This is a genomic window from Streptomyces sp. NPDC126510 (genome assembly GCF_040302345.1).
Lineage (GTDB): Bacteria > Actinomycetota > Actinomycetes > Streptomycetales > Streptomycetaceae > Streptomyces.
In genome coordinates this window covers 1-21,463 of sequence record NZ_JBEORR010000042.1, presented here as the reverse complement: position 1 = coordinate 21,463, position 21,463 = coordinate 1, and the positions used below count along the sequence as shown (strand labels likewise).

17 protein-coding genes and 1 rRNA gene are annotated in these 21,463 nt (G+C 72.5%); 4 read left to right on the top strand and 14 right to left on the bottom strand.

Annotated features, from left to right (window positions below):
• Positions 1-107: 107 nt before the first annotated feature.
• Positions 108-734 (bottom strand): NUDIX domain-containing protein, encoded by a 627-nt coding sequence (locus ABTX60_RS37935; protein WP_352101481.1) that lies wholly within the window; start codon positions 732-734, stop codon positions 108-110.
• A gap of 94 nt (positions 735-828) precedes the next feature.
• Positions 829-2,487, bottom strand: coding sequence for a CTP synthase (pyrG, locus tag ABTX60_RS37930; RefSeq protein ID WP_352101528.1), 1,659 nt, complete (start codon positions 2,485-2,487; stop codon positions 829-831).
• 527 nt (positions 2,488-3,014) lie between these two features.
• Between pyrG and ABTX60_RS37925 the strand changes: the two genes are divergently transcribed.
• Positions 3,015-4,817 (top strand): glycoside hydrolase family 15 protein, encoded by a 1,803-nt coding sequence (locus tag ABTX60_RS37925; RefSeq protein ID WP_352101527.1) that lies wholly within the window; start codon positions 3,015-3,017, stop codon positions 4,815-4,817.
• Between the two features lie 103 nt (positions 4,818-4,920).
• Here ABTX60_RS37925 and ABTX60_RS37920 read toward each other — a convergent pair whose 3' ends face one another.
• Positions 4,921-5,877, bottom strand: a complete 957-nt coding sequence (locus ABTX60_RS37920; RefSeq protein WP_352101480.1) for an LLM class F420-dependent oxidoreductase — start codon at positions 5,875-5,877, stop codon at positions 4,921-4,923.
• A 124-nt stretch (positions 5,878-6,001) separates the two neighbouring features.
• On the opposite strand from ABTX60_RS37920, the gene ABTX60_RS37915 reads away from it, so the two are divergent.
• Positions 6,002-7,648 carry a PucR family transcriptional regulator gene (locus tag ABTX60_RS37915; protein WP_352101479.1) on the top strand — a complete coding sequence of 549 codons (1,647 nt, stop codon included), beginning with the start codon at positions 6,002-6,004 and terminating at the stop codon, positions 7,646-7,648.
• A 16-nt stretch (positions 7,649-7,664) separates the two neighbouring features.
• Here ABTX60_RS37915 and ABTX60_RS37910 read toward each other — a convergent pair whose 3' ends face one another.
• The 5 genes from ABTX60_RS37910 to ABTX60_RS37890 form a co-directional block, all read right to left on the bottom strand.
• On the bottom strand, positions 7,665-8,807 hold the full coding sequence (locus tag ABTX60_RS37910; RefSeq protein ID WP_352101478.1) for a glycosyltransferase family 4 protein: 1,143 nt from the start codon (positions 8,805-8,807) through the stop codon (positions 7,665-7,667).
• 262 nt (positions 8,808-9,069) lie between these two features.
• Positions 9,070-10,788: a DNA repair protein RecN gene (gene recN / locus ABTX60_RS37905; RefSeq protein ID WP_352101526.1), complete on the bottom strand. Its 1,719-nt coding sequence runs from the start codon at positions 10,786-10,788 to the stop codon at positions 9,070-9,072.
• A 156-nt stretch (positions 10,789-10,944) separates the two neighbouring features.
• Positions 10,945-11,850, bottom strand: a complete 906-nt coding sequence (locus ABTX60_RS37900) for an NAD kinase (protein WP_344461922.1) — start codon at positions 11,848-11,850, stop codon at positions 10,945-10,947.
• Positions 11,847-12,662 (bottom strand): TlyA family RNA methyltransferase, encoded by an 816-nt coding sequence (locus tag ABTX60_RS37895; protein WP_053672289.1) that lies wholly within the window; start codon positions 12,660-12,662, stop codon positions 11,847-11,849. Before ABTX60_RS37895 ends, ABTX60_RS37900 begins: the two co-directional genes overlap by 4 nt.
• Before the next feature lie 31 nt (positions 12,663-12,693).
• A complete protein-coding gene (locus tag ABTX60_RS37890) occupies positions 12,694-12,996 on the bottom strand; it encodes a hypothetical protein (RefSeq protein ID WP_352101477.1) in 303 nt (100 codons plus the stop codon).
• 42 nt (positions 12,997-13,038) lie between these two features.
• Here ABTX60_RS37890 and ABTX60_RS37885 point away from each other — a divergent pair, with 42 nt between their 5' ends.
• Complete coding sequence (locus ABTX60_RS37885; RefSeq protein ID WP_352101476.1) at positions 13,039-13,386, top strand: SCP2 sterol-binding domain-containing protein; 348 nt, start codon at positions 13,039-13,041, stop codon at positions 13,384-13,386.
• On the opposite strand, the gene ABTX60_RS37880 is transcribed toward ABTX60_RS37885, so the two are convergent.
• From ABTX60_RS37880 to ABTX60_RS37865, 4 genes are all read right to left on the bottom strand, one after another.
• Positions 13,370-14,302 carry an ABC transporter ATP-binding protein gene (locus ABTX60_RS37880; RefSeq protein ID WP_352101475.1) on the bottom strand — a complete coding sequence of 311 codons (933 nt, stop codon included), beginning with the start codon at positions 14,300-14,302 and terminating at the stop codon, positions 13,370-13,372. The genes ABTX60_RS37885 and ABTX60_RS37880 overlap by 17 nt on opposite strands.
• The gene (locus tag ABTX60_RS37875; RefSeq protein WP_352101474.1) at positions 14,299-15,336 is read right to left on the bottom strand and encodes a FecCD family ABC transporter permease; all 1,038 of its coding nucleotides are present in this window, start codon (positions 15,334-15,336) and stop codon (positions 14,299-14,301) included. Before ABTX60_RS37875 ends, ABTX60_RS37880 begins: the two co-directional genes overlap by 4 nt.
• The gene (locus tag ABTX60_RS37870) at positions 15,333-16,376 is read right to left on the bottom strand and encodes a FecCD family ABC transporter permease (RefSeq protein WP_352101473.1); all 1,044 of its coding nucleotides are present in this window, start codon (positions 16,374-16,376) and stop codon (positions 15,333-15,335) included. Before ABTX60_RS37870 ends, ABTX60_RS37875 begins: the two co-directional genes overlap by 4 nt.
• An 84-nt stretch (positions 16,377-16,460) precedes the next feature.
• Positions 16,461-17,492, bottom strand: coding sequence for an HAD hydrolase-like protein (locus ABTX60_RS37865; RefSeq protein WP_352101472.1), 1,032 nt, complete (start codon positions 17,490-17,492; stop codon positions 16,461-16,463).
• 72 nt (positions 17,493-17,564) lie between these two features.
• Between ABTX60_RS37865 and ABTX60_RS37860 the strand changes: the two genes are divergently transcribed.
• Positions 17,565-18,857: a DUF1015 domain-containing protein gene (locus ABTX60_RS37860; protein WP_352101471.1), complete on the top strand. Its 1,293-nt coding sequence runs from the start codon at positions 17,565-17,567 to the stop codon at positions 18,855-18,857.
• A gap of 95 nt (positions 18,858-18,952) precedes the next feature.
• On the opposite strand, the gene ABTX60_RS37855 is transcribed toward ABTX60_RS37860, so the two are convergent.
• Positions 18,953-19,768, bottom strand: a complete 816-nt coding sequence (locus ABTX60_RS37855) for a tetratricopeptide repeat protein (protein WP_352101525.1) — start codon at positions 19,766-19,768, stop codon at positions 18,953-18,955.
• A 1,400-nt stretch (positions 19,769-21,168) separates the two neighbouring features.
• Positions 21,169-21,285: ribosomal RNA gene (rrf, locus tag ABTX60_RS37850) — 5S ribosomal RNA — on the bottom strand.
• Between the last annotated feature and the right edge of the window lie 178 nt (positions 21,286-21,463).

Here is a 21,463-nt window from a genome sequence, read left to right as displayed (position 1 = left end):
GGCAGCGCCCGAAAGGGGCGCGGGAAACTGCGCGACAAACCACGACGCCGCCGCACCCGACCGACGACCTCCGCGGCCCCCACCCGTCCCGGCACCCCCGCGGAGCGCTACGCCTCGAACGGGCGAGCCGGCCACGGCGCCTGGGCCGGGCGCAGGGCGTCCAGGCCGTCCCCGGAACGCGCGGCGACCAGGGACAGCACGCCCACGACGAGGCAGTTGTTGTGCAGCTCACCGGCCAGCACGCCCCGCACCAGGTCCTCGACCGGCACCCGGTCGAGTTCCATGTCGGCCTCTTCCTCCTCGACGGCGAAACGCTCGCCCTCGGCCTCGGACAGGTCCCGCGCGAGGAAGATCCGGACGGCCTCGTCGCAGCCGCCGGGCGTGGTGTAGACGTCGGTCAGCACCCGCCAGTCCTCGGCCTTGACGTGCGCCTCCTCGTACAGCTCGCGCTGCGCCGCGTGCAGCGGGTTCTCGCCGGGCACGTCGAGCAGCCCGGCCGGGATCTCCCACAGCTTGTGGCGCACGGGGTGACGGTACTGGCGCAGCACCAGCACACGGTCGGCCTCGTCGAGGGCGAGGACGGCCACGGAGCCGGGGTGGACCTGGTAGTCACGGCCGACCACGGTGCCGTCGGGCATGACCACGTCGTCGGTGCGGACGGAGGTCTTGTTGCCCGTGAAGGGGGTCGCCGTCGCCCGGATCTCCCACTCCTCCGGGGTGTCCTTGATCGTCATGCCTGTCCTTCCACGTGCCGTGCGACCTGCCGAAACGAAACCGGGGTGCACACCCTTTGAAGGGATGCACCCCGGCCACCGTACAACTGGTGTGTTACTTGGAAGTCTTCCGCTCGACCGAGGCCCTGACGAGTCCGGCGAACAGCGGGTGCGGACGCGTCGGACGCGAGCGCAGCTCCGGGTGCGCCTGGGTCGCGACCAGGTACGGGTGGACGTCGCGGGGGTACTCGACGTACTCGACGAGCTTGCCGTCCGGCGAGGTGCCGGAGAACACGATGCCCGCCTTCTTCTCCAGCTCCGCGCGGTAGGTGTTGTTCACCTCGTAGCGGTGCCGGTGGCGCTCCTCGACGTACTCCTTGCCGTCGTACACCTCGCGCACGATCGAGCCCTCGGCCAGCTTCGCCGGGTACATGCCGAGCCGCATGGTGCCGCCCATGTCACCCTCGCCGGCGACGATGTCGAGCTGCTCGGCCATGGTGGAGATGACCGGGTGGGAGGTGGCCGGGTCGAACTCGGTGGAGTTGGCGTCGGTGACGTCGGCCAGGTTGCGCGCGGCCTCGATCACGATGCACTGCAGGCCGAGACAGAGGCCGAGCAGCGGGATCTTGTTCTCGCGGGCGTACTTGATCGCGCCGACCTTGCCGAGCACACCGCGGTCGCCGAAGCCGCCGGGGATGCAGACGCCGTCGACGTCGCCGAGCTGCTGAGCGGCACCGGCCGGGGTCTTGCAGTCGTCGGAGGTGACCCACTTGATCTTCACGCGGGCCCGGTTGGCGAAGCCGCCGGCGCGCAGCGCCTCGGTGACCGACAGGTAGGCGTCGGGCAGGTCGATGTACTTGCCGACCAGGGCGAGGGTGATCTCGTGGTCGGGGTTGTGGACGCGGTCGAGCAGGTCGTCCCAGGTCGTCCAGTCGACGTCGCGGAACGGCAGGTCCAGCTTGCGGACGACGTAGGCGTCCAGGCCCTCGCCGTGCACCGTCTTCGGGATGTCGTAGATCGAGCGGGCGTCGGGGCAGGCCACGACGGCGGCCTCGTCGACGTCGCACATCAGCGAGATCTTCCGCTTGATCGCGGTGGGCACCTCGCGGTCGCAGCGCAGCACGATCGCGTCCGGCTGGATACCGATGTTGCGCAGGGCCGCAACCGAGTGCTGGGTGGGCTTCGTCTTCAGCTCACCCGAGGGGCCGATGTACGGCAGGAGCGAGATATGGACGACGAAGACGTTGTCACGGCCGACCTCGTGACGGACCTGGCGGACGGTCTCCAGGAACGGCAGCGACTCGATGTCGCCGACCGTGCCGCCGACCTCGGTGATCACGACGTCGACCTCGTCCGTCGCCATGCGGCGGATGCGGTGCTTGATCTCGTTGGTGATGTGCGGGATGACCTGCACGGTGTCGCCCAGGTACTCGCCGCGCCGTTCCTTGGCGATCACGGTGTTGTAGACCTGGCCGGTGGTGACGTTCGCGGAGCCGTCGAGGTCGCGGTCGAGGAAGCGCTCGTAGTGGCCGATGTCCAGGTCGGTCTCGGCGCCGTCGTTGGTGACGAACACCTCACCGTGCTGGAAGGGGTTCATCGTGCCCGGGTCCACGTTCAGGTACGGGTCGAGCTTCTGCATCACGACGCGCAGGCCCCGGGCCTTGAGCAGCATGCCGAGGCTGGAGGCCGTCAGGCCCTTGCCGAGCGAGGAGGCGACACCCCCGGTGACGAAGATGTGCTTGGTCGTCGAATTACGAAATGCGGCGGGCGGCATGGCCAAGACGGGGCTCCCGTGGTCGCGGTCTGGGGGTGCGGTGCGGCTGCCCGCCGGAGATCTCCGGGGTGCCGTCGCTGCGGTTCGGGGGTTTCCTGTCGGGCAGGGGCCCACCGGTCCACGGGCTACCAGCGTATCAGCGCCGCGAGGCGATGGCTTCCGGCCACGCTCCGCACACATCCCGACACGGAGGCGACCGTCGTCACGGGTCCCTCACCCGTTGCTCACTCGTTCGGCGTACCCACCTTGCCTGGACGAGCACCCGGATCATCAGCGTGCGTCGTATCCTGCTCGGACACTCGCTGCCGAGCCCGTCCGGCCCAACGGCACCACCCCCCGCCCGTAACACCGGAACAACGTGAGCTCGTCAGTTCGTTGCGCAAGAATTGGCGCTTTGCATCACGGCTGAGCGACCTGTTTTGCTTCATCGCTCAATGACGCACTGCAAGACTTGCTGAAAACCCCCCTTGACCGCACTAGCGACAGCCCCCTCGTGGGGTGACGTGGCCGTTCGACTGGAGTTGCACGTGGCCGGGCGCATCGAAGACTACGCACTCATCGGAGACATGCAGACCGCTGCCCTGGTCTGCCGGGACGGGACAGTCGACTGGCTGTGCCTGCCCCGCTTCGACTCGCACGCCATCTTCGCCGGCCTGCTGGGCAACGAGGAGCACGGCTTCTGGCGGCTGGGCCCCGCGTACGCCTCCGACCAGCAGCCCCCCACCGCCGCGCGGCGCAGCTACCGGGGCGACTCGCTGATCCTGGAGTCCGAGTGGGACACCCAGCGGGGCACGGTCCGGGTGACGGACTTCATGCCGCCGCGTGACGGCGCCCCGCAGCTCATCCGGATCGTGGAGGGCGTCTCGGGCCGGGTGCCGATGCGCTCGGCGCTCAGGATGCGGTTCTCCTACGGACGGGTGGTGCCGTGGGTGCACAAGCACGAGGGGCGCACGGTGGCCGTCGCGGGTCCCGACTCCGTGTGGTTCGACACATCCGCGGAGACCTACGGCAAGTCGCTGACGACGTACGCGGACTTCACGGTCGCGCCCGGTGACCGGATCGCGTTCACGATCTCCTGGCAGCCCTCGCACAAGGAGCCGCCGCCGCTGCCCGAGCCGGAGCAGTCGCTGGAGGCGACGGAGGACTTCTGGCGCGAGTGGGTCGACCACTGTACGTACCACGGGCCCTACCGCGAGGCCGTGGTCCGCTCGCTGATCACGCTGAAGGCCCTGACGTACGCCCCGACCGGCGGCATCGTCGCCGCGCCGACCACCTCCCTGCCGGAGGACATCGGCGGCGTCCGCAACTGGGACTACCGCTACACCTGGCTGCGCGACGCGGCGATCACGCTGTCCTCGCTGTTGCGCACCGGTTACCGCGAGGAGGCCCGCGCCTGGCGCGAGTGGCTGCTGCGGGCGGTGGCCGGAGACCCGGAGAACCTGCAGATCATGTACGGCATCGCCGGCGAGCGCGAGCTCGGCGAGGCGGAACTGGACTGGCTGCCGGGCTACGAGAACTCCACCCCGGTCCGGGTCGGCAACGGCGCGGCCCACCAGCTCCAGCTGGACGTGTACGGCGAGGTCACCGAGGCCCTGCACCTGGCCCACATGACGGGCCTCGCCCGCAACGACTACGCCTCCCTGCTCCAGCTGAAGCTGATCCGCTACCTGGAGGACCACTGGCAGGACCCGGACGAGGGCATCTGGGAGGTGCGCGGCCCTCGCCGCCACTTCGTGCACTCCAAGGTGATGGCCTGGGTCGCGGTCGACCGCACGATCAAGCTGATCGAGTCCGGCGACGCGGACGGCCCGCTGGAGCGCTGGCGGGAGCTGCGCGACGACATCCACCGGGACGTGTGCGAGCGGGGCTACGACAAGGAGCGCAACACCTTCACGCAGTCGTACGGCTCGAAGGAGCTGGACGCCTCCCTGCTGCTGATCCCGCAGGTGGGCTTCCTGCCGCCGGACGACAAGCGGGTCATCGGCACGATCGAGGCGATCCAGCGGGAGCTGTCCACGTCGGACGGCTTCATCCTGCGCTACCCGACCACCAGCGGTGACGAGAATGTCGACGGTCTGCCCGGCGACGAGGGCGCGTTCCTGGCCTGCTCGTTCTGGATGGCCGACGACCTGGCGATGATCGGCCGCGTCGACGAGGCCCGCAAGCTGTTCGAGAAGCTGTTGTCGCTGCGCAACGACCTCGGTCTGCTGGCCGAGGAGTGGGACCCACGCCTGCAGCGCCAGGTCGGCAACTTCCCGCAGGCGTTCAGCCACGTGCCGCTGATCGACACGGCCCTGCGTCTGACCGCTTCGGGCGCGTACGGCGGCTGAGCGGGCGGCCCCCGGGGGGGGCACCGCGGCCTCAGAGCCGTAAGCGGGCGGCCCCGGGGGTGTCACTGCGGCCTGAGAAGCCGTAAGTGGGCCCCCTGGAGTGTCACTGCGGCCTGAGAGCCGTGAGCGTGCGCTCCCCCGCGGGGTCGCCGGCCGTGGCCGGGACCAGGGCGATCTCGTCCAGCCCGGCCTCGGCGTAGGCGGCGATGCGGGCGCGGACGGTGTCCGTGTCGCCGACCAGGGCGACCGTGCCCGCGGCCTCGGGCGGCAGGGCCCGCAGCAGGGTGTCCGGGTCGGCGCCCTTGGCGGCCAGCTCGACGACGGCGGCGAACCCCGCGTCGACGAACATGTCGCTGTAACCCGGCACGGCGAGGTAGCCCACGACGCTGCGCAGGATCTGGGTGAGCGACTCCGGCTCCGGGTCGACGGCGGCGGGCAGCCAGGCGGCCAGCCGCGGCGGTGTCCGGCCCGCCTTCTCCGCGGCGGCGTGCATCCGGGCCCGCAGCATGCGGACCTGCTCGGGCGAGACGAGGTCGAGCAGCATCCGGTCGGCGTGCCCGACGGCCGCGGCCACCGCCCGCTCCCCGAACGCCGCGACGGTGACCGTCCCTCCGGGCGGCGGGAGCCGGCGCAGGAAGCCGCTGCCGGGCACGATCGGCTCGCCGGGCACGCCCTGCATCAGTGTCCGCACGGCCGCCGCCGACTCCGCGAGGGCGGCGGCGGGCCGGGTGCGCGGCCTGCCGTGCACGCCCTCGACGACGCGCTTGCTGGAGGTGCCAAGGGCGACGCCGACGGGCCGGCCGGTGACGGCCGCGGCCGAAGCGGCGCCCCGCACGATGGTCAGCGGGTCCCGCACCGACACCGGCACGGGCCCGGCGGTCAACGCGACCCGCTCGGTGGCCGCGCCGATCGCCGCGGCCAGGACGAACGAGTCCCACGTGGGTCCCTCGCCCGCCCACACCTCCCGGTACCCGAGCCGGTCGGCGAGCACCGCGGACCGCAACGGCTCCTCGACCGGACTGTCGTCCTCCCGCCCCACCGCGACCACGCTCATGTCCATGACGGCGCCCTACCCGGCCGATCACCCCGTAATCGGGGTGGTCCGCGACGAGATCCGGGCGGTGATCGTCCCGCTGCCCCTCCGGAGATGTCCGTGAGGCACCCGCGCGGGTAGCGTCCGGCACATGGACAGCGGGACGGACAGCGCGCACGACACCCAGGGCGCCGGGATCACCGTGCGGCGGGCGCTGGAACTGCCGGGGCTGCGCAGCGGCCTGCCCGAGGTGCTGGCGGGGGCCGATCGGCTCGGGCGGACCGTGCGCTGGGTGCACGCGGGCGAAGTGCCGCACATCGCCTCGCTGCTCAAGGGCGGGGAACTGCTGCTGAGCACGGGCTACGGTCTCGGCACCCGCCCTGCCGAGCAGCGGGCGTTCGTGCGCACCCTGGCCGAGCGCGGCATCGCGGCCCTGGTCGTGGAGCTCGGACCGCGCTTCACCCGGCTGCCCGCGGCCCTCGTCGACACCGCGCGCGCGGCCGGGCTGCCCCTGGTCCAGCTGCACCGCGAGGTGCCGTTCGTCACGGTCACGGAAGAGGTCCACACCGAGATCGTCAACGGCCACTACGCCCTGTTGCAGCGGGCCGAGGAGGTGCACCGGCGGTGCACTCAGGCCGTGCTGGGCGGCGGCGGGGTGCCCCAGGTGCTCGGCATCCTGGCCGACTTCGCCGGCAACCCCGTGTTCCTGGAGACCGCGGACGGGCAGCTGCTGTACGCCGCCGGGGCCGGTCCCGAGGGCGCGGACCCGCTCCAGGTGTGGGAGGGACTGCGCGGCCAGCACAAGGACGAGCCGCCGCTCGCGGGGTCGGTCCTGGTGGACGTGCCGGGCGGCGGGCCCGGCAGCGGGGGCGTCCGGGCGCGTCTCGTCCTGCTGCCGGTGCGCACTCCCCTGGCGCCGGTGCACCGGATGGCGGCCGAGCGGGCCGCGGGCATCCTGGCCGTGGTGCTGATGCAGGCCCGCCAGGAGGAGGAGCTGGCGGCGCGCGGGCGGGGCGACTTCCTCACCGACCTCGCCGAGGGCCGGGTGACGGCCGAGGACGCCCCGGCGCAGGCCCGCGTGCTGGGCTTCCGTCCGGGCGAGGGGCCGCTGCTGCCGGTGGTCATGCGGCTCGGGGAAGCCCTGTCCCCGGGTGGGGGAGGCTGGGCCGTTCCGGCCCGGGCGATCTCGGAGGAGCTGGCCGCGGTGGGCGTGCCCGTGCTGCTCGGCGTGCGGCCGGTGGAGGGGCGTGTGCTGGTGCTGCTCGGGCTGCGTGCGGAGTCGGAGCGGGCGGCCGTCGCGGACCGGGTCGCGGCGGCGCTGCGGGCCGGTGTGGGCCGGGCCGGGATACCGCGGCCGGGCGGGCAACCGCCCGTGGTGGTCGTGGGGACGGCCGGCGGCTGGCCGGCGGCGGCCTCGGGCCTGCGGCACGCGGCCGAGACGGCCACGGCGGCCCAGGGGCTTGCGGACCGGCCCTGGTACGACGCCCGCCGGCTCGACATCGACCTGCTGCTGTGGCGGCTGCGCGACCATCCGGACCTGGCGGCCTTCGTCGACCGCGCCCTCGGCCCGCTGCTGGAACACGACCGCCGTTCCCGGCCGCCGCTGCTGCCCACGTTGACGACCTACCTCGCCCACGCCGGACGCAAGGCCGAGACGGCCCGGGAGCTGCATCTGAACCGGCAGACCCTGTACAACCGTCTGGCCCGCATCGGGGAGTTGCTCGGCACGGACCTCGACGACCCGCAGACGGTCCTGGCCCTGAGCCTGGCCCTGCGGGCCCGCAGACACGTCCCCTAGAGGCCCCTGAGCGCCGCTAGGCGAGCGGGCGGGGTTGCGTCAGCTCGTCGTACACGCTGAGGACCTGGGCGACCGTCTCGTCCTCGGTCGGCCAGGTGGCGGCCTGCCGGGCGCCCCTGGCCGTCAGCAGCTCCCGGCGCGCCGGGTCGTCGAGCAGCCGTACGACGGCGTCGGCCAGGGCCTTCGCGTCGCCGTACGGGACGAGTTCGGCCGCGTCGCCGACGAGTTCGGGGATGCCGCCGACCTCCGTCGCGACGAGCGGCACGCGCGCGTGGAGGGCCTCCTGAGCGAGGACGGAGCGGGCCTCCCAGCGGCTCGGCAGCAGGGCCAGGTCGGCGGCGGCGAGCAGGTCGGTGATGTCGTCACGCCGCCCGATGAGCCGGACCGCCAGCCCCTCCTCCTCGATCCGGCCCTGGAGTTCACCACGCAGCGGACCTTCCCCGGCGATCACGACCAGCGGCACGGGGTCGAGCCGGCGCCAGGCGCGTGCGGCGTCCAGCAGCACGTCGTACCCGCGGTGCCGTTCCAGGGAGCCGACGGCCATCAGCAACGGCCTTCCGACGGCTCCGAGTTCGGCGCGCACCTTGGGCCGCAGCCGGTCGGGGTCGTCGTGTTCGCGGGGGCTGCGGGGGCCGGGCAGGGCGACGGCCGCGAGCCGGGCGTCCCGCGCGCCGGTGAGCCTGGCCCGGTCCACGAGCGGCGAGGTCGTCCCCAGCACCACGGTGGACGCCTTCACGACCCTGCGCTCCAGCACCCGCAGCATGTGGGCACGGGCCCCGTCGGCGTGCGCCCGGTCGTGCCACGTCACCACCAGCGGTGTGCGCACGCGCCGCCCGCTGAGGGCGAGGACGGTACGGAAGGAGGCGTGCAGGCCGTGCGCGTGCACCAGATCGGCGTGGGCGCAGGCCGCGCGAAGCGCCGCCACCGACACCGGGTCGCTGCTGCGCGGCACGTGCACGTGGTCGGCGCCGACTCCGCTGAAGTCATAGGCGCGATCGGCCTCGTAAGGGGCGCACACCGTGACTTTCACGCCCCGCGCGACGAGCCCCGCGGCCAGCGAGCGCACATGCGCACTGCTGGCGGCATTGCCTCCGCCCAGCACCTGCACGGTGCGCAGCGGCAACTGGCCGTGCGGTGAGTGGCTGCTCACGGGGGTCACGTGGCCGGGCTCCTGGTTCGGGTCGGGCGGTCACGACGCGTACTCCGCCAAGGATGCCAGGACATAAGGGGGTTCCGGGAACGCCGGAGCCCCCGCGACGCGACAGCGGGGCGCGGCATCAGGGGTGTGCGCCGGGCCGGGTCACCCACACGAGTGAAATCGGGCGACCCACCCGGCCCTTGTCACACCACCGCCGGTGCATCGCTCCGAGGGGCTGTTGCGAACGCGGTCTCCGCCGTGCGACGCCACTTTCGCAACAGACCTAGGCGTCCGCCCTGGCCGCCGCGAGCAGTTCCTCCGCGTGCGCCCGGGCCGTCTCGGAGTCCTCCTGGCCGGCGAGCATGCGGGACAGCTCCCGTACCCGGTCCTCCCCCTCGAGGACCTTGACGCCGGAGCGGGTCACGGACCCGTCGTTGGTCTTCTCGACCAGCAACTGCCGGTCGGCGAAGGCGGCCACCTGCGGCAGATGCGTCACGACCACGACCTGCGCGGTCTTCGCCAGCCGCGCGAGCCGCCGGCCGATCTCGACCGCCGCCTTGCCGCCGACCCCGGCGTCGACCTCGTCGAAGAGGTACGTCGGCACGGGATCCGTCCCCGCGAACACGACCTCCACGGCCAGCATCACCCGTGACAGCTCACCGCCGGACGCGCCCTTGGCGATCGGCCGGGGCGGCGCGCCCGGGTGCGGGGCCAGCAGCAACTCGACCTCGTCGGCGCCCGCGGGGCCGTAGGCGACCGGACGGCCGCCGACCTCGACGCCGTCGGGGTCCTCGGTCTGCCGGATGTCGAAGGACACGCGCGCGTGCGGCATGGCGAGCGAGGCCAGCTCGGCGGTCACGGCGGCGGCGAACCGCTCGGCGGCCTCCGTCCGGGCGTCCGTCAACGCCTGCGCCAGCCCGCCCAGTTCGGACCGCAGAGCGTCCCGCTCGGCGGTCAGCTCCCCGATCCGCTCGTCGTCGCCCTCGAGTTCGGTGAGTCTCGCGGCGCTCTGCTCGGCCCAGGCCAGCACGGTGGCGATGTCCTCACCGTACTTCCGGGTCAGTCCGGTGAGCGCGGCCCGCCGCTCCTCGACGGCCGCGAGCCGCAGCGGATCGGCGTCCAGGTCGTCGGCGTACCCCGCCAGGTCGCCCGCCGCGTCGCGCAGCAGGATCCCGATCTCCCCGACGCGGTCGGCGAGCGCGGCCAGCGCCGAGTCGTGCGACCGTACGGCGTCCAGAGCCCGCTGCGCGCCCGCTACGAGGGTCCCGGCGTCGACGCCCTCCGGGTCCTCCGGGTTGCCCGCGAGGGCGGCGTGCGCGGCCGCGGCGGCGGATGCCAGCGCCTCGGCGTGCCCGAGCCGCTCGGCCTCCTCGGCCAGCTCCACGTCCTCACCGGCCCGGGGTTCGACGGCGGCGATCTCGTCGAGCCCGAAGCGCAGCAGGTCGGCCTCCTGGGCCCGTTCCCGCGCCCGGTTGGTGATCTCGTCGAGCTCGGCGGCCACTGCCCGCAGCCGCTTGTACGCCTCGCCGTACTTGGCCAGCGGCCCGCCGACCGCGTCGCCCGCGTACCGGTCGAGCGCCTGCCGCTGCCGGGACAGCTTGAGCAGCCCCTGCTGGTCGGTCTGCCCGTGCACGGCCACCAGCTCGTCCGCGAGCTCGGCGAGCACGCCCACGGGCACGCTGCGCCCGCCCAGGTGCGCCCGCGAGCGCCCCTCGGCGGAGACGGTACGGCTGATCAGCAGGGCCCCGTCGTCCAGCTCGGCCCCGGCCTCCTCGGCTCGCACCGCGGCCGTGGCGTCGCGGGGAACGGTGATCCGCCCCTCCACGACGGCCTTGCCGGCCCCGATCCGCACGAGCGCGGGGTCGGCCCGCCCGCCCAGCAGCAACCCCAGGCTGGTGACCACCATGGTCTTGCCCGCACCCGTCTCACCGGTCACCGCGGTGAACCCGGGCGACAGCTCGACGACAGCGTCGTCGATCACGCCCAGCGACCGTATCCGCATCTCCTCCAACACGGACACGACCTTACGAGGTCGCGACCCGCGAGTGCGACTGGGCCGCCCCTGTCACCCACGAGAGTGGTGATCGGCTTCTTGGGGGCGCGGGGAACCGCGCTACGAGCCACAGATGCCCCGCACCCGCCAACCGCGAACAACCGGCTAATGAGGGGCGCCCCGCCACCCGGAAACCGGCAGCGCGAACTTCGCCACCAAACGGTCCGTAAAGGACGCGTGATGCAGCCGGGCCAGCCGCACCGGCACAGCCCCCCGCCGCACCTCCACCCGCGCCCCCGCCGGCAACTCCACCGTCCGCCGCCCGTCACACCACAGCACCCCGGGCGGAATGTGGGGCAGAACCTCCACAGCCAACACCGAATCCGGCGATGTCACGAGCGGCTTCGCGAACAGCGCGTGCGCGGAGATCGGCACCATCAGCAGCGCCTCGACCTCCGGCCACACCACCGGCCCGCCCGCCGAGAAGGCGTACGCCGTCGACCCCGTGGGCGTGGCGCACACGATCCCGTCACAGCCGAAGCCCGTGACCGGCCGTCCGTCGATCTCCAGGACGATCTCCAGCATCCGCTCGGCGGACACCTTCTGCACGGCCGCCTCGTTCAGCGCCCAGTCCGTGTGCACGATGTCGCCGTTCTGGTGCACCACGACGTCGACGGTCATCCGCTCCTCGACCTCGTACGCCTTGGTCACCACCCGGTCGACGACCTTGTCGAGGTCGTCCCGCTCGGCCTCCGCGAGGAACCCGACGCGCCCGAGGTTGACGCCGAGCATCGGCACGCCCGACGCCCGTGCGAACTCCGCGCCGCGCAGCAGTGTGCCGTCGCCGCCCAGCACGATCAGCAGCTCACACCCGTCAAGGCACTGCGGAGTGGCCTCCTTGACCAGCTCCACCTCCGCCGGCAGCGGCAGGTCGCGCGCCTCGGCCTCCAGGACGCGCACGCCGAGACCGGAGCGCAGCAGCCCCTTCACGACGAGCTCGGCACTGCGCACGGCCGCGGGCCGGCCCGTGTGGGCGAGCAGGAAAACAGTACGAGCTCGGTTCTCGGTCAACGCGGCCCCTCCGCCACTGCACGGTCTGCCTCGGCCGGGTCCAGTTCCGGTGCCCCGGACCGCAGCCACAGAAAGTATTCGACATTCCCCGACGGCCCGGGCAGCGGACTGGCCGTCACGCCCTTCACCCCGAGCCCCAGCCCCCAGGCCTTCTCGGCCACCCCCCGTACCGCTTCGGCCCGCAGCTGGGTGCTGCGTACCACTCCCCCGCTGCCGAGGCGCTCCTTGCCCACCTCGAACTGTGGCTTGACCATCATCACCAGATCGGCGTCCGGCTTCACGCACCGCACCAGGGCGGGCAGGACCAGCCCGAGCGGGATGAAGGACAGATCCCCCACGACAAGATCCACAGGCTCCCCATCGATCGCTTCAAGCGTCAACTCGCGTACGTTCGTACGGTCCTTGACGGTGACGCGTTCATCCTTCTGGAGGGACCACGCGAGTTGTCCGTATCCGACGTCCACGGCGACGACATGGGCCGCGCCCGCGCGCAGCAGGACGTCGGTGAAACCGCCGGTGGACGCGCCCGCGTCGAGCGCCCTGCGCCCCTCGACGGCCAGCCCCTGAGGGCCGAACACCGCGAGCGCGCCGGCCAGCTTGTGGCCGCCGCGCGAGACGTAGTCGGGGTCGCTGTCGTCCTGGGCGACCAGGATCGCGGCCGCGGTCTCCACCTGCGTGGCGGGTTTCGTCGCGACGGTCTTGCCCACGGAGACCCGTCCGGCGGCGATCAGCTGCGCGGCGTGCTCACGCGAGCGCGCGAGCTTCCGGCGGACCAGCTCCGCGTCCAGACGGCGACGTGCGACTCCTGCCACGTTCGGTTCAGCTCCTAGGTGCGTGCGGCGATCAGAGGGGGCGACCCGAAGGGTCTCGTTGAGGGGTGGTGGTCGGGTGACGGGCGGGAACCGGAGGTCCCGGGCGTACGTCGAGCGCGGTGAGCGCGTCGCGCAGCCCCCGGTGTACATCCTCGTACACCTCGAGATGCCCGTCCGTGGCGAGGTGGTCCGCGTCGCCGAGCCGGTCCAGGGCGGCATCCACCCCGGCGTCACCGGTGGGCATGCGGGGCACGTTCAGGGGAGCGGGGGCGGCGGGGTCGTACGCCGGCTCTTCCTCCGCCACCGGCGGGGTCTCGGGAACTGCGTCGTCCATGCCCCGACGCTACCGCGAACCGCTGCGGTACCGTCGACCGCGATGGCCACGATCGAGGAGTGCCGCAGCGCACTCGACAAGCTCTCGGACAACATGCAGCGCGCCGAAGGGGACGTCCGCGACGCCGCGGCCCTGGACCGCTCGGTGAGCTGCCACATCACGGACCTCGACGTCACCTTCGCCGGCCGGATGCGCGGCGGGCGGATCGAGGTGCACGACACCCTTCAGGGGCCGCCCCCCGGCAAGGCCGAGATCAGACTCGCCATGACCGGCGACGACCTGGTGGCCCTGGTGAGCGGCGAGCTGAACTTCGCCAAGGCCTGGGGCTCGGGCCGCGTGAAGCTGCACGCCGGTGTGCGTGACCTGCTCCAGCTCAGGAAGCTTCTGTAGCCGCGGCCTTCCCGGCCGCGCTCCTCCCGGCCGTGCTCTTCCCCACCGGGCCTTGCCCGGCCGTGCTCGGAACGCGGGCCTTGCGGGCCGCCGGCACGACCAGCGGTGTGCCCGTCTCGGGGTCCTCGATGACCTGGCACCGCAGCCCGAAGACCTCCTCGACCAGTTCCGCCGTGACGATGTCCTTCGGCGCGCCCTCGGCGACGACCCTGCCCTCGCGCAACGCGATGAGGTGGGTGGCGTAGCGGGCGGCGTGGTTCAGGTCGTGCAGCACGGCGACGAGCGTGCGCCCCTGCTCCTCGTGCAGCTCCGCGCACAGGTCCAGGACGTCGATCTGGTGCTGGATGTCCAGGTACGTCGTCGGCTCGTCGAGGAGCAGCAGCGGCGTCTGCTGGGCGAGGGCCATGGCGATCCATACGCGCTGGCGCTGGCCGCCCGAGAGCTCGTCGACGAAGCGGTCGCCGAGCTCGGCGACGCCCGTCTGCCGCATGGACTCCTGGACGACCCGCTCGTCCTCGGTGGACCACTGGCGCAGGATGCCCTGGTGCGGGTAGCGGCCACGGCCGACCAGGTCGGCGACGGTGATGCCGTCGGGCGCGATCGACGCCTGGGGCAGCAGGCCGAGGGTCCGCGCGACCTTCTTCGCGGGCAGTGACTGGATGACCTGCCCGTCGAGCAGCACCCGGCCCTCACTCGGCTTGAGCATCCGCGACAGCGCCCGCAGCAGCGTCGACTTGCCGCACGCGTTGGGGCCGACGATCACCGTGAACGACTGATCGGGTATCTCCACCGACAGCTGCTCGGCGATGACCCGCTGGTCGTAGGCGAGGGTGACGTTCTCGGCGGACAGGCGGTTCACGGTGCTCCCTTGGTTGTTCAGTCCGCTGCTGGTGCTCTTCTCCGCACCGGTGCTCATATCCGGCCGGCTCTGCGCTCGCTGACCAGCAGCCACAGCAGGTAGACCCCGCCGAGCACGCCGGTCACCACGCCCACGGGCAGCTGCTCGGCACCGAACGCCCGCTGCGAGACCCAGTCGGCGACGACCAGCAGGGCGGCGCCCATGCACAGCGAGGGCAGCAGGTTCGGCCCGGGCGAGCGGGTCAGGCGCCGGGCCAGCTGCGGCGCGGTGAGCGCCACGAAGCTGACGGGACCGGCCGCGGCGGTGGCGGAGGCGGTGAGCAGCACGGCCGCCACCATGAGCAGCAGCCGTACGCGCTCGACCCGCACCCCGAGGGCGTACGACACGTCGTCGCCCATCTCCATCATCCGCAGCCCCCGCGCGTTGACCAGGACGAGCGGCACCAGCACGGCGGTCAGGGCGAGCAGCGGCCACACCTGGTTCCAGTCCCGGCCGTCGAGGGACCCGGTCATCCACACCACCGCGCGGGCGGCGTCCACGATGTCCGACTTGGTGAGCAGATAGCCGTTGACCGCCGTGACGATCGCGGAGACGCCGATGCCGACCAGGACCAGCCGGTAGCCGTGCACGCCGCGTTTCCAGGCGAGCAGGTAGATGGCGAGCCCGGTCACCAGACCGCCCACCAGCGCCCCGGCGGCGACCTGGTTGGCGCTGCCGGAGGTCAGCACGATCACGACGAGCGCGCCGGCCGTCGCCCCCTGCCCGAGGCCGAGGACGTCCGGACTGCCCAGCGGATTGCGGGAGATGGCCTGGAACAGCGCGCCGCCGAGTCCCAGCGAGGCGCCGACCAGCAGCCCGACCAGGACCCGCGGCAGCCGCAGTTCGTTGACGATGAACTCCTGGCCCGGATTGCCCTCGCCGGCCAGCGTCCGCAGCACGTCGGCGGCCGGGATGGGGAAGTCGCCGGTGCCGATGAGCACGACACTCGCCACGAGCGCCGCGACGAGCAGCAGGAGTACGACGACGAAAGCCCGTATGTCCAGGCGTATCGAGAGCCCGCCGGTGCGCACGGCACGGTTGGTGGTCTTCACAGCTGCGCCGTCCTCCGCCGTCGTACGAGAAAGATGAACACCGGCCCGCCGAGGATCGCGGTGACGATACCCACCTGGAGCTCCGAAGGGCGGGCCACGATCCGTCCGATGACATCGGCGCCGAGCAGCAGCACGGGCGACAGGATCGCCGCGTACGGCAGGATCCAGCGCAGGTCCGGCCCGGTGAACGAGCGCACCACGTGCGGCACCATCAGCCCGACGAACACGATCGGCCCGCAGGCGGCGGTCGCGGCCCCGCACAGCACGGTCGCGGCCAGCATCGACAGCGCCCGGGTGCGGTTGAGGTTGGCGCCGAGCGCCTTGGCGGTGTCGTCGCCCATGGCCATCGCGTTGAGCGGCCGGGCCAGGGCCAAGGCCAGGACCGTGCCGGTCAGCAGGAACGGCAGGACCTGCGTGATGGTCGAGTTCGTCGCCGAGGCCAGCGAACCGACCGTCCAGAAGCGCATCTTGCCCAGCGCCGCCTCATCCATGATCATCACGGCCTGGAGGTAGCCGTACAGCGCGGCGCTGACGGCCGTACCGGCGAGCGCGAGCCGCACCGGCGTGGCGCCCCGGCTGCCGCCGAGGAACCAGACCAGCGCCCCGACCGCGGCCGCGCCGAGGAACGCGAACCAGACGTAGCCGGTGAGCGAGGTGACCCCGAAGTACGTGATGGCCGTGACGACCGCGGCGGAGGCGCCGGCGTTGATGCCGAGCAGTCCGGGATCGGCCAGCGGGTTGCGGGTGAGGGCCTGCAGGACCGCCCCGGCCAGACCGAGCGCGGCGCCGGCGAGCAGCCCGAGCAGGGTCCGCGACAGCCGCTCCGCCACGACGACGTCGCCGTAGGTCCCCGAGTCCTCGAACAAGCCGTGCCAGACCTGCCCGAGGGACAGCTCTTTCGCTCCGATCGCGATACTCGCCAGCGCGACGAGCACCAGGATCGCCACGGACAGGAGCAGCCCGAGGGCTCTTACCGCCCGTCGGGTCGGGGGCGCGGGCGCGGTCTCCGCGCGCTGTTCGGGGGGACTCTCGACCAACACGTGGTTAGGTTAGCCTACCCTCGCATCCGGGCAGGATCCGGTGTCGCCTCGCCCCGGGTACCCGGCCCGGGCGCTGACAGCCGCTCAGATGCCCAGCCGCGCCAGCGCCTTCCCCCCGTCCAGCGCGCACGCACCCTCACCGGCCGCCGTCCACGCCACGGCACACAGCGCGCGCAGCCCGTCCAGCGCCTCACCTTCCCCGTCGAGCTCCAGCCGGTCCGCACCGGCCGTCGCCGTCCAGCCACCGCACCGGAAACCGCCCTCGCGCGCCGCGACGACCTCCGGCTGACCGGCGAGCATCCCTCGCAGATCGGCGTCCACAAACGTCGGCCGGTGCTGGGGCGGCGCGGCCAGCAACTGCGCACCGTCGGTGACACCGGTCAGCACGAGCAGCGAGTCGACGTCCCCGTTGAACGCGCCCTCGATGTCGGTGTCCAGCCGGTCCCCGACCACCAACGGCCGCTGCGCCCCGGTCCGCAGGATGGTCTCCCGGTGCATCGGCGGCAACGGCTTGCCCGCGACCTGCGGCTCCGCACCCGTCGCGATCCGGACGACCTCCACCGCGGCCCCGTTGCCCGGCGCGATACCGCGCCCGCTGGGAATCGTCAGGTCGGTGTTGGAGGCGAACCACGGCACGCCTCGCGCCACCGCGTAGGAGGCCTCGGCGAACCGGCCCCACGGCAGATCAGGCCCGCCGAACCCCTGCACCACCGCCGCCGGATCGTCGTCCGCCGACTCCACGGGCACGAGCCCCCGCTCGCGCAGCGCGACCCGCAGTCCCTCACCGCCGATCACCAGCACGCGGGCGCCCTGCGGCACCTGCTCGCTGATCAGCCGCGCGACCGCCTGCGCCGAGGTGATGACGTCCTCCGCACCCGTCGGCATCCCCAGCTCCGTCAGATGCCCGGCCACGGTGTCGGGGGTCCGCAGCGCGTTGTTCGTCACGTACGCCAGGCGCATCCCGCCCTCCCGGGCCGTGGCCAGCGACTCGACGGCGTGCGCGATCGCGCTCCCGCCCGCGTACACGACACCGTCCAGATCGAGCAGCGCCGTGTCGTACGCCTCGCTCAGGGCCTGCCCACTGCCCTCGGGCCTCGTCCTGACGCTTCGGCTCATCCCGCATCGCTCCTCGTTCGACGGCTTTCCCCCGATCATCCCCCATGCCACCGACAGCCGTACGATGCCGGGATGAACTCAGCAGGTCACTCGGAGGCAACGGCGCACCGAGGCCTGGAACTCACCCCGTTCCGAGGCCTTCGTTACGACCCCGACCGGGTCGGCAGCCTTGCCGCCGTGACATCTCCGCCGTACGACGTCGTGGTGCGCCCCGACGGCCTGCACCACCTCGAGTCCGCCGACCCCTACAACATCGTCCGCCTGATCCTCCCCCAGGCCGCCACACCCAGCGCCCGCAACGAACGGGCCGCCGACACCCTGCGCCGCTGGCTGTCCGAGGGCATCCTGACCACCGACCCGGAACCCGGCCTCTACGTCTACGAGCAGCAGGACGGCGACGGCATGCTGCAACGCGGCATCATCGGCGCCCTGCGCGTGTCGGACCCGGCCGAGCAGCTGGTGCTGCCGCACGAGGACGTCATGCCACACATCGTCGCCGACCGCGCGGCGCTGATGCGGGCCACCGCGGCCAACCTCGAACCCCTCCTGCTCACCTACCGGGGCAACGGCTCGACGACCGCCACGGCGGACCTGATCGAGCGCACCGCCGACCGGCCGCCGCTCCTGGCCACCACCACCGAGGACGGCTTCCACCACCGCCTGTGGTCGGTCACCGCCCCTGAGGATCTGGCCACGATCCAGACGGACCTCGGCCGGCACCAGGCCCTGATCGCCGACGGCCACCACCGCTGGGCGACCTACCGCCGCCTTCGCGCGGAACACCCCTCCCCCAGCCCGTGGGACCACGGCCTGGTCCTCCTCGTCGACACGGCCCGCTACCCCCTCCGGGTCCGCGCCATCCACCGCCTCCTGCACGATCTCCCGGTCGCCGAGGCCGTGGCAGCCCTGGAGGGCCACTTCCGCGTGCGCCGCCTCGACGTCCCACTGTCCGGGGCCCTGGACACCCTGGCCGACGCGGCCTGCGCCGGCAACGCGTTCCTGCTGGCCGGCGACGGCGCCTTCCACCTCGTCGACCACCCGGACCCGGACCTGCTGGCCCGTACGATCCCCGCCGACCGCCCCACGGCCTGGCGCACCCTGGACGCGACAGTCCTGCACGCCACGCTCCTCGAACACGTCTGGCGCATCTCCGAGGACTCCCCCGCCCACATCGCCTACATCCACGACACGGCGGCGACGGTCGAGAAGGCGGAACGCGACGGCGGAACGGCCGTCCTGATGCACCCGGTCCGCGAGGAGGTCGTCCGCGAGCTGGCCCGCCAGGGCGTGACGATGCCCCGCAAGTCGACATCGTTCGGCCCGAAACCGGCGACGGGTCTGGTCCTGCGGGCACTGGACCTCTGACAGGACGTAAGCCGGCGCCGACATGACGCACGAGGCATGACGAAGGGGCGGGCCCCGGGCTGTGAGGCCTCGGGTCCCGCCCCTTCCCTCGGACGTCAGTCCTTGTCGTTCTCGCCCTCGACCTCGGTCTTGTCCTCGGTCTCGCCCTCGGCCTTGCTCTCGGTCTCGCCCTCGGCCTTGCTCTCGTCCGCCTTCTGCGGGGCCGGAGCCTCGCTGTCCTCGTCCTCGTCCTCGACCATGGCGTCGACGAACTCCACGCCGTCCAGCTCGGCGAGCCGGTCCGAGGCGTCGGTGCTGCCGTCACGGTCGGCCTCGACGGCCTTCGCGAACCATTCCCGCGCCTCGCTCTCCCGCCCGGCGGCGAGCAGCGCGTCGGCGTAGGCGTACCGCAGGCGCGCGGTCCAGGGCTGCACGGAGTTCGCAGCCAGCTCGGGGCTCTGCAGCGTCACGATGGCCGCGTCCAGCTGCCCCATGTCCCGCCGGGCACCGGCCGCGACGAGTCGCATCTCGACCTGACCGGCCTTGTCGAGCTTGTGCACCTCGGGCGCCCCGGCCATGTCCAGCGCCTTCTCCGGCCGGCCGAGCCCACGCTCGCAGTCGGCCATGACAGGCCACAGGTCGATGTTCCCGGTCATCCGCTTGGCGGCCCGGAACTCGGCCAGCGCCTCGCTGTACTTCTGACTGGCGTACGCGGCGAATCCGGCGGCTTCCCGCACGGCGGCGACACGCGACGCCAGCCGCAGCGCCACCCTGGAGTAGCCGTACGCGCCCTCGGGGTCCTCGTCGAGGAGCCGCGCGACCATCACGAGGTTCCTGGCGACATCCTCCGCGAGCGTCTTGGGCAGGCTCTGCAGCTCCTGCCGTACGTCCTTGTCGATCTCGTCACCCGTGACGTCCTCGGGGATCGGCAGCCGCTTGATCGGCTCCCTGTCCCGCTCGCGCTCCTCACGGAACCGGCCGGGACCACGCCGGTCGTCACGGCCGCGGAAACCACCACGGTCGCCGTCACGCCGATCGCCGTCACGCCGGAAGCCCCGGTCACCCCGGTCGTCCCGTCGGGGACCGCGTCCGCCGCGGTCGTCACGGCGGTCGTCACGTCCGCGGAAGTTACTGCGGTCACCGCGGTTGTCGTCCCGCCGGAAATCGCCACGGTCGCTGCGGGGGCCGTCGTCGCGACGGAAGCCGGGGCGCCCGCCCCGACCCGCGTCGTCGCGCCGGAATCCGCCGCGCTCCCCACGGTCGTCTCCACGCCGCTCGTCGCGTCGGTCATCACGGCGGTCGTCGCGGCTTCGGAAACCACCACGGTCGTCACGCCGGAAACCGCGGTCGCCGTCCCTGGAACGGTCCCGGTCGTCGCTACGGAAGCCACGGTCGCGGTTGTCGTCACGGCGGAAGCCACCACGGTCGTCGCGGTTGTCGTCACGGCGGAAGCCACCACGGTCGTCGCGGTTGTCGTCACGGCGGAAGCCACCACGGTCGTCGCGGCGGGGGAACCCACCGCGATCGCCGTCACGCCTCTCGCCACGCCGGTCATCACGGCGGTCATCACGGTGGTCGTCCCGCCTGTCGTCGCGCCGGAAGGCAGGCCGCTCGCCTCGGTCGTCACGGCGGAAGGCAGGCCGGTCACCGCGGTCGTCACGGCCACGGAACCCGCCGCGGTCGCGGTCGTCCCTGCGCGGACCGCGGTCACGGTCGTCGCGCCGGCCGTAGCCACCGCCACGGCTGTCACCACCACGGCTGTCGTCACGACGGAAACCACCACGGTCCCGATCATCGCGACGCTCACCGCGGTCGTCGCGGTCGTCACGACGGAAGGGGGGACGGTCGCCCCGGTCGTCACGACGGAAGCCACCGCGGTCGCGGTCGTCCCTGCGCGGACCGCGGTCACGATCGTCGCGCCGGCCGTACCCACCGCCACGGGTGTCACCACCACGGCTGTCGTCACGACGGAAACCACCGCGCTCGCCGCGCTCGGGGCGATCACCGCGGTCGCCGCCGCGGTCCCCCCGGTCACCGTCACGACGTCCGTAGCCGCCACGGTCGTTGCCGCCGCGGTCGTCGCGGCGGAAGCCTCCACGGTCCCCGCGGCCCCCTCGCTGACCGCCGCGGTCGTTGCGGTCGCTCCGGTCCCCCTCCCGTCGCCGCTGGTCGCGCTCCGGTCGGTCGTCGGGAGAGTTGGTGGACATGGTGACTCCTGTCTTCGGTACCGCAAGTCATTCTCGCGCAGCCGGGTGCCCAGCGCGCACTGCAAAAACAAAAAAGGACCCTTGGTCCCAGCTGAACGCTGGGACCAAGGGTCCTTCCAAAGATTGTTCGGCGGCGTCCTACTCTCCCACAGGGTCCCCCCTGCAGTACCATCGGCGCTGTAAGGCTTAGCTTCCGGGTTCGGAATGTAACCGGGCGTTTCCCCTACGCTATAACCACCGAAACCCTAATGGTTTCGAGCGAACAAGCACACTCTTCAATTGTGAGTTCAGCTCAAAGCCGACAACTGTTCGTTGTCTCAGAACTAACACAGTGGACGCGAGCAACTGAGGACAAGCCCTCGGCCTATTAGTACCGGTCAACTCCACACGTTACCGTGCTTCCATATCCGGCCTATCAAC

Bases quoted from the DNA above. Each gene is read 5' to 3' on its own strand.
- pyrG (WP_352101528.1), bottom strand. From the start codon at position 2,487: ATGCCGCCCGCCGCATTTCGTAATTCGACGACCAAGCACATCTTCGTC.
- recN (WP_352101526.1), bottom strand. From the start codon at position 10,788: ATGCGGATACGGTCGCTGGGCGTGATCGACGACGCTGTCGTCGAGCTG.
- ABTX60_RS37880 (WP_352101475.1), bottom strand. From the start codon at position 14,302: ATGAGCACCGGTGCGGAGAAGAGCACCAGCAGCGGACTGAACAACCAA.
- ABTX60_RS37885 (WP_352101476.1), top strand. From the start codon at position 13,039: ATGGCCACGATCGAGGAGTGCCGCAGCGCACTCGACAAGCTCTCGGAC.
- ABTX60_RS37865 (WP_352101472.1), bottom strand. From the start codon at position 17,492: ATGAGCCGAAGCGTCAGGACGAGGCCCGAGGGCAGTGGGCAGGCCCTG.
- ABTX60_RS37890 (WP_352101477.1), bottom strand. From the start codon at position 12,996: ATGGACGACGCAGTTCCCGAGACCCCGCCGGTGGCGGAGGAAGAGCCG.
- ABTX60_RS37915 (WP_352101479.1), top strand. From the start codon at position 6,002: ATGGACAGCGGGACGGACAGCGCGCACGACACCCAGGGCGCCGGGATC.
- ABTX60_RS37920 (WP_352101480.1), bottom strand. From the start codon at position 5,877: ATGGACATGAGCGTGGTCGCGGTGGGGCGGGAGGACGACAGTCCGGTC.
- ABTX60_RS37935 (WP_352101481.1), bottom strand. From the start codon at position 734: ATGACGATCAAGGACACCCCGGAGGAGTGGGAGATCCGGGCGACGGCG.
- ABTX60_RS37860 (WP_352101471.1), top strand. From the start codon at position 17,565: ATGAACTCAGCAGGTCACTCGGAGGCAACGGCGCACCGAGGCCTGGAA.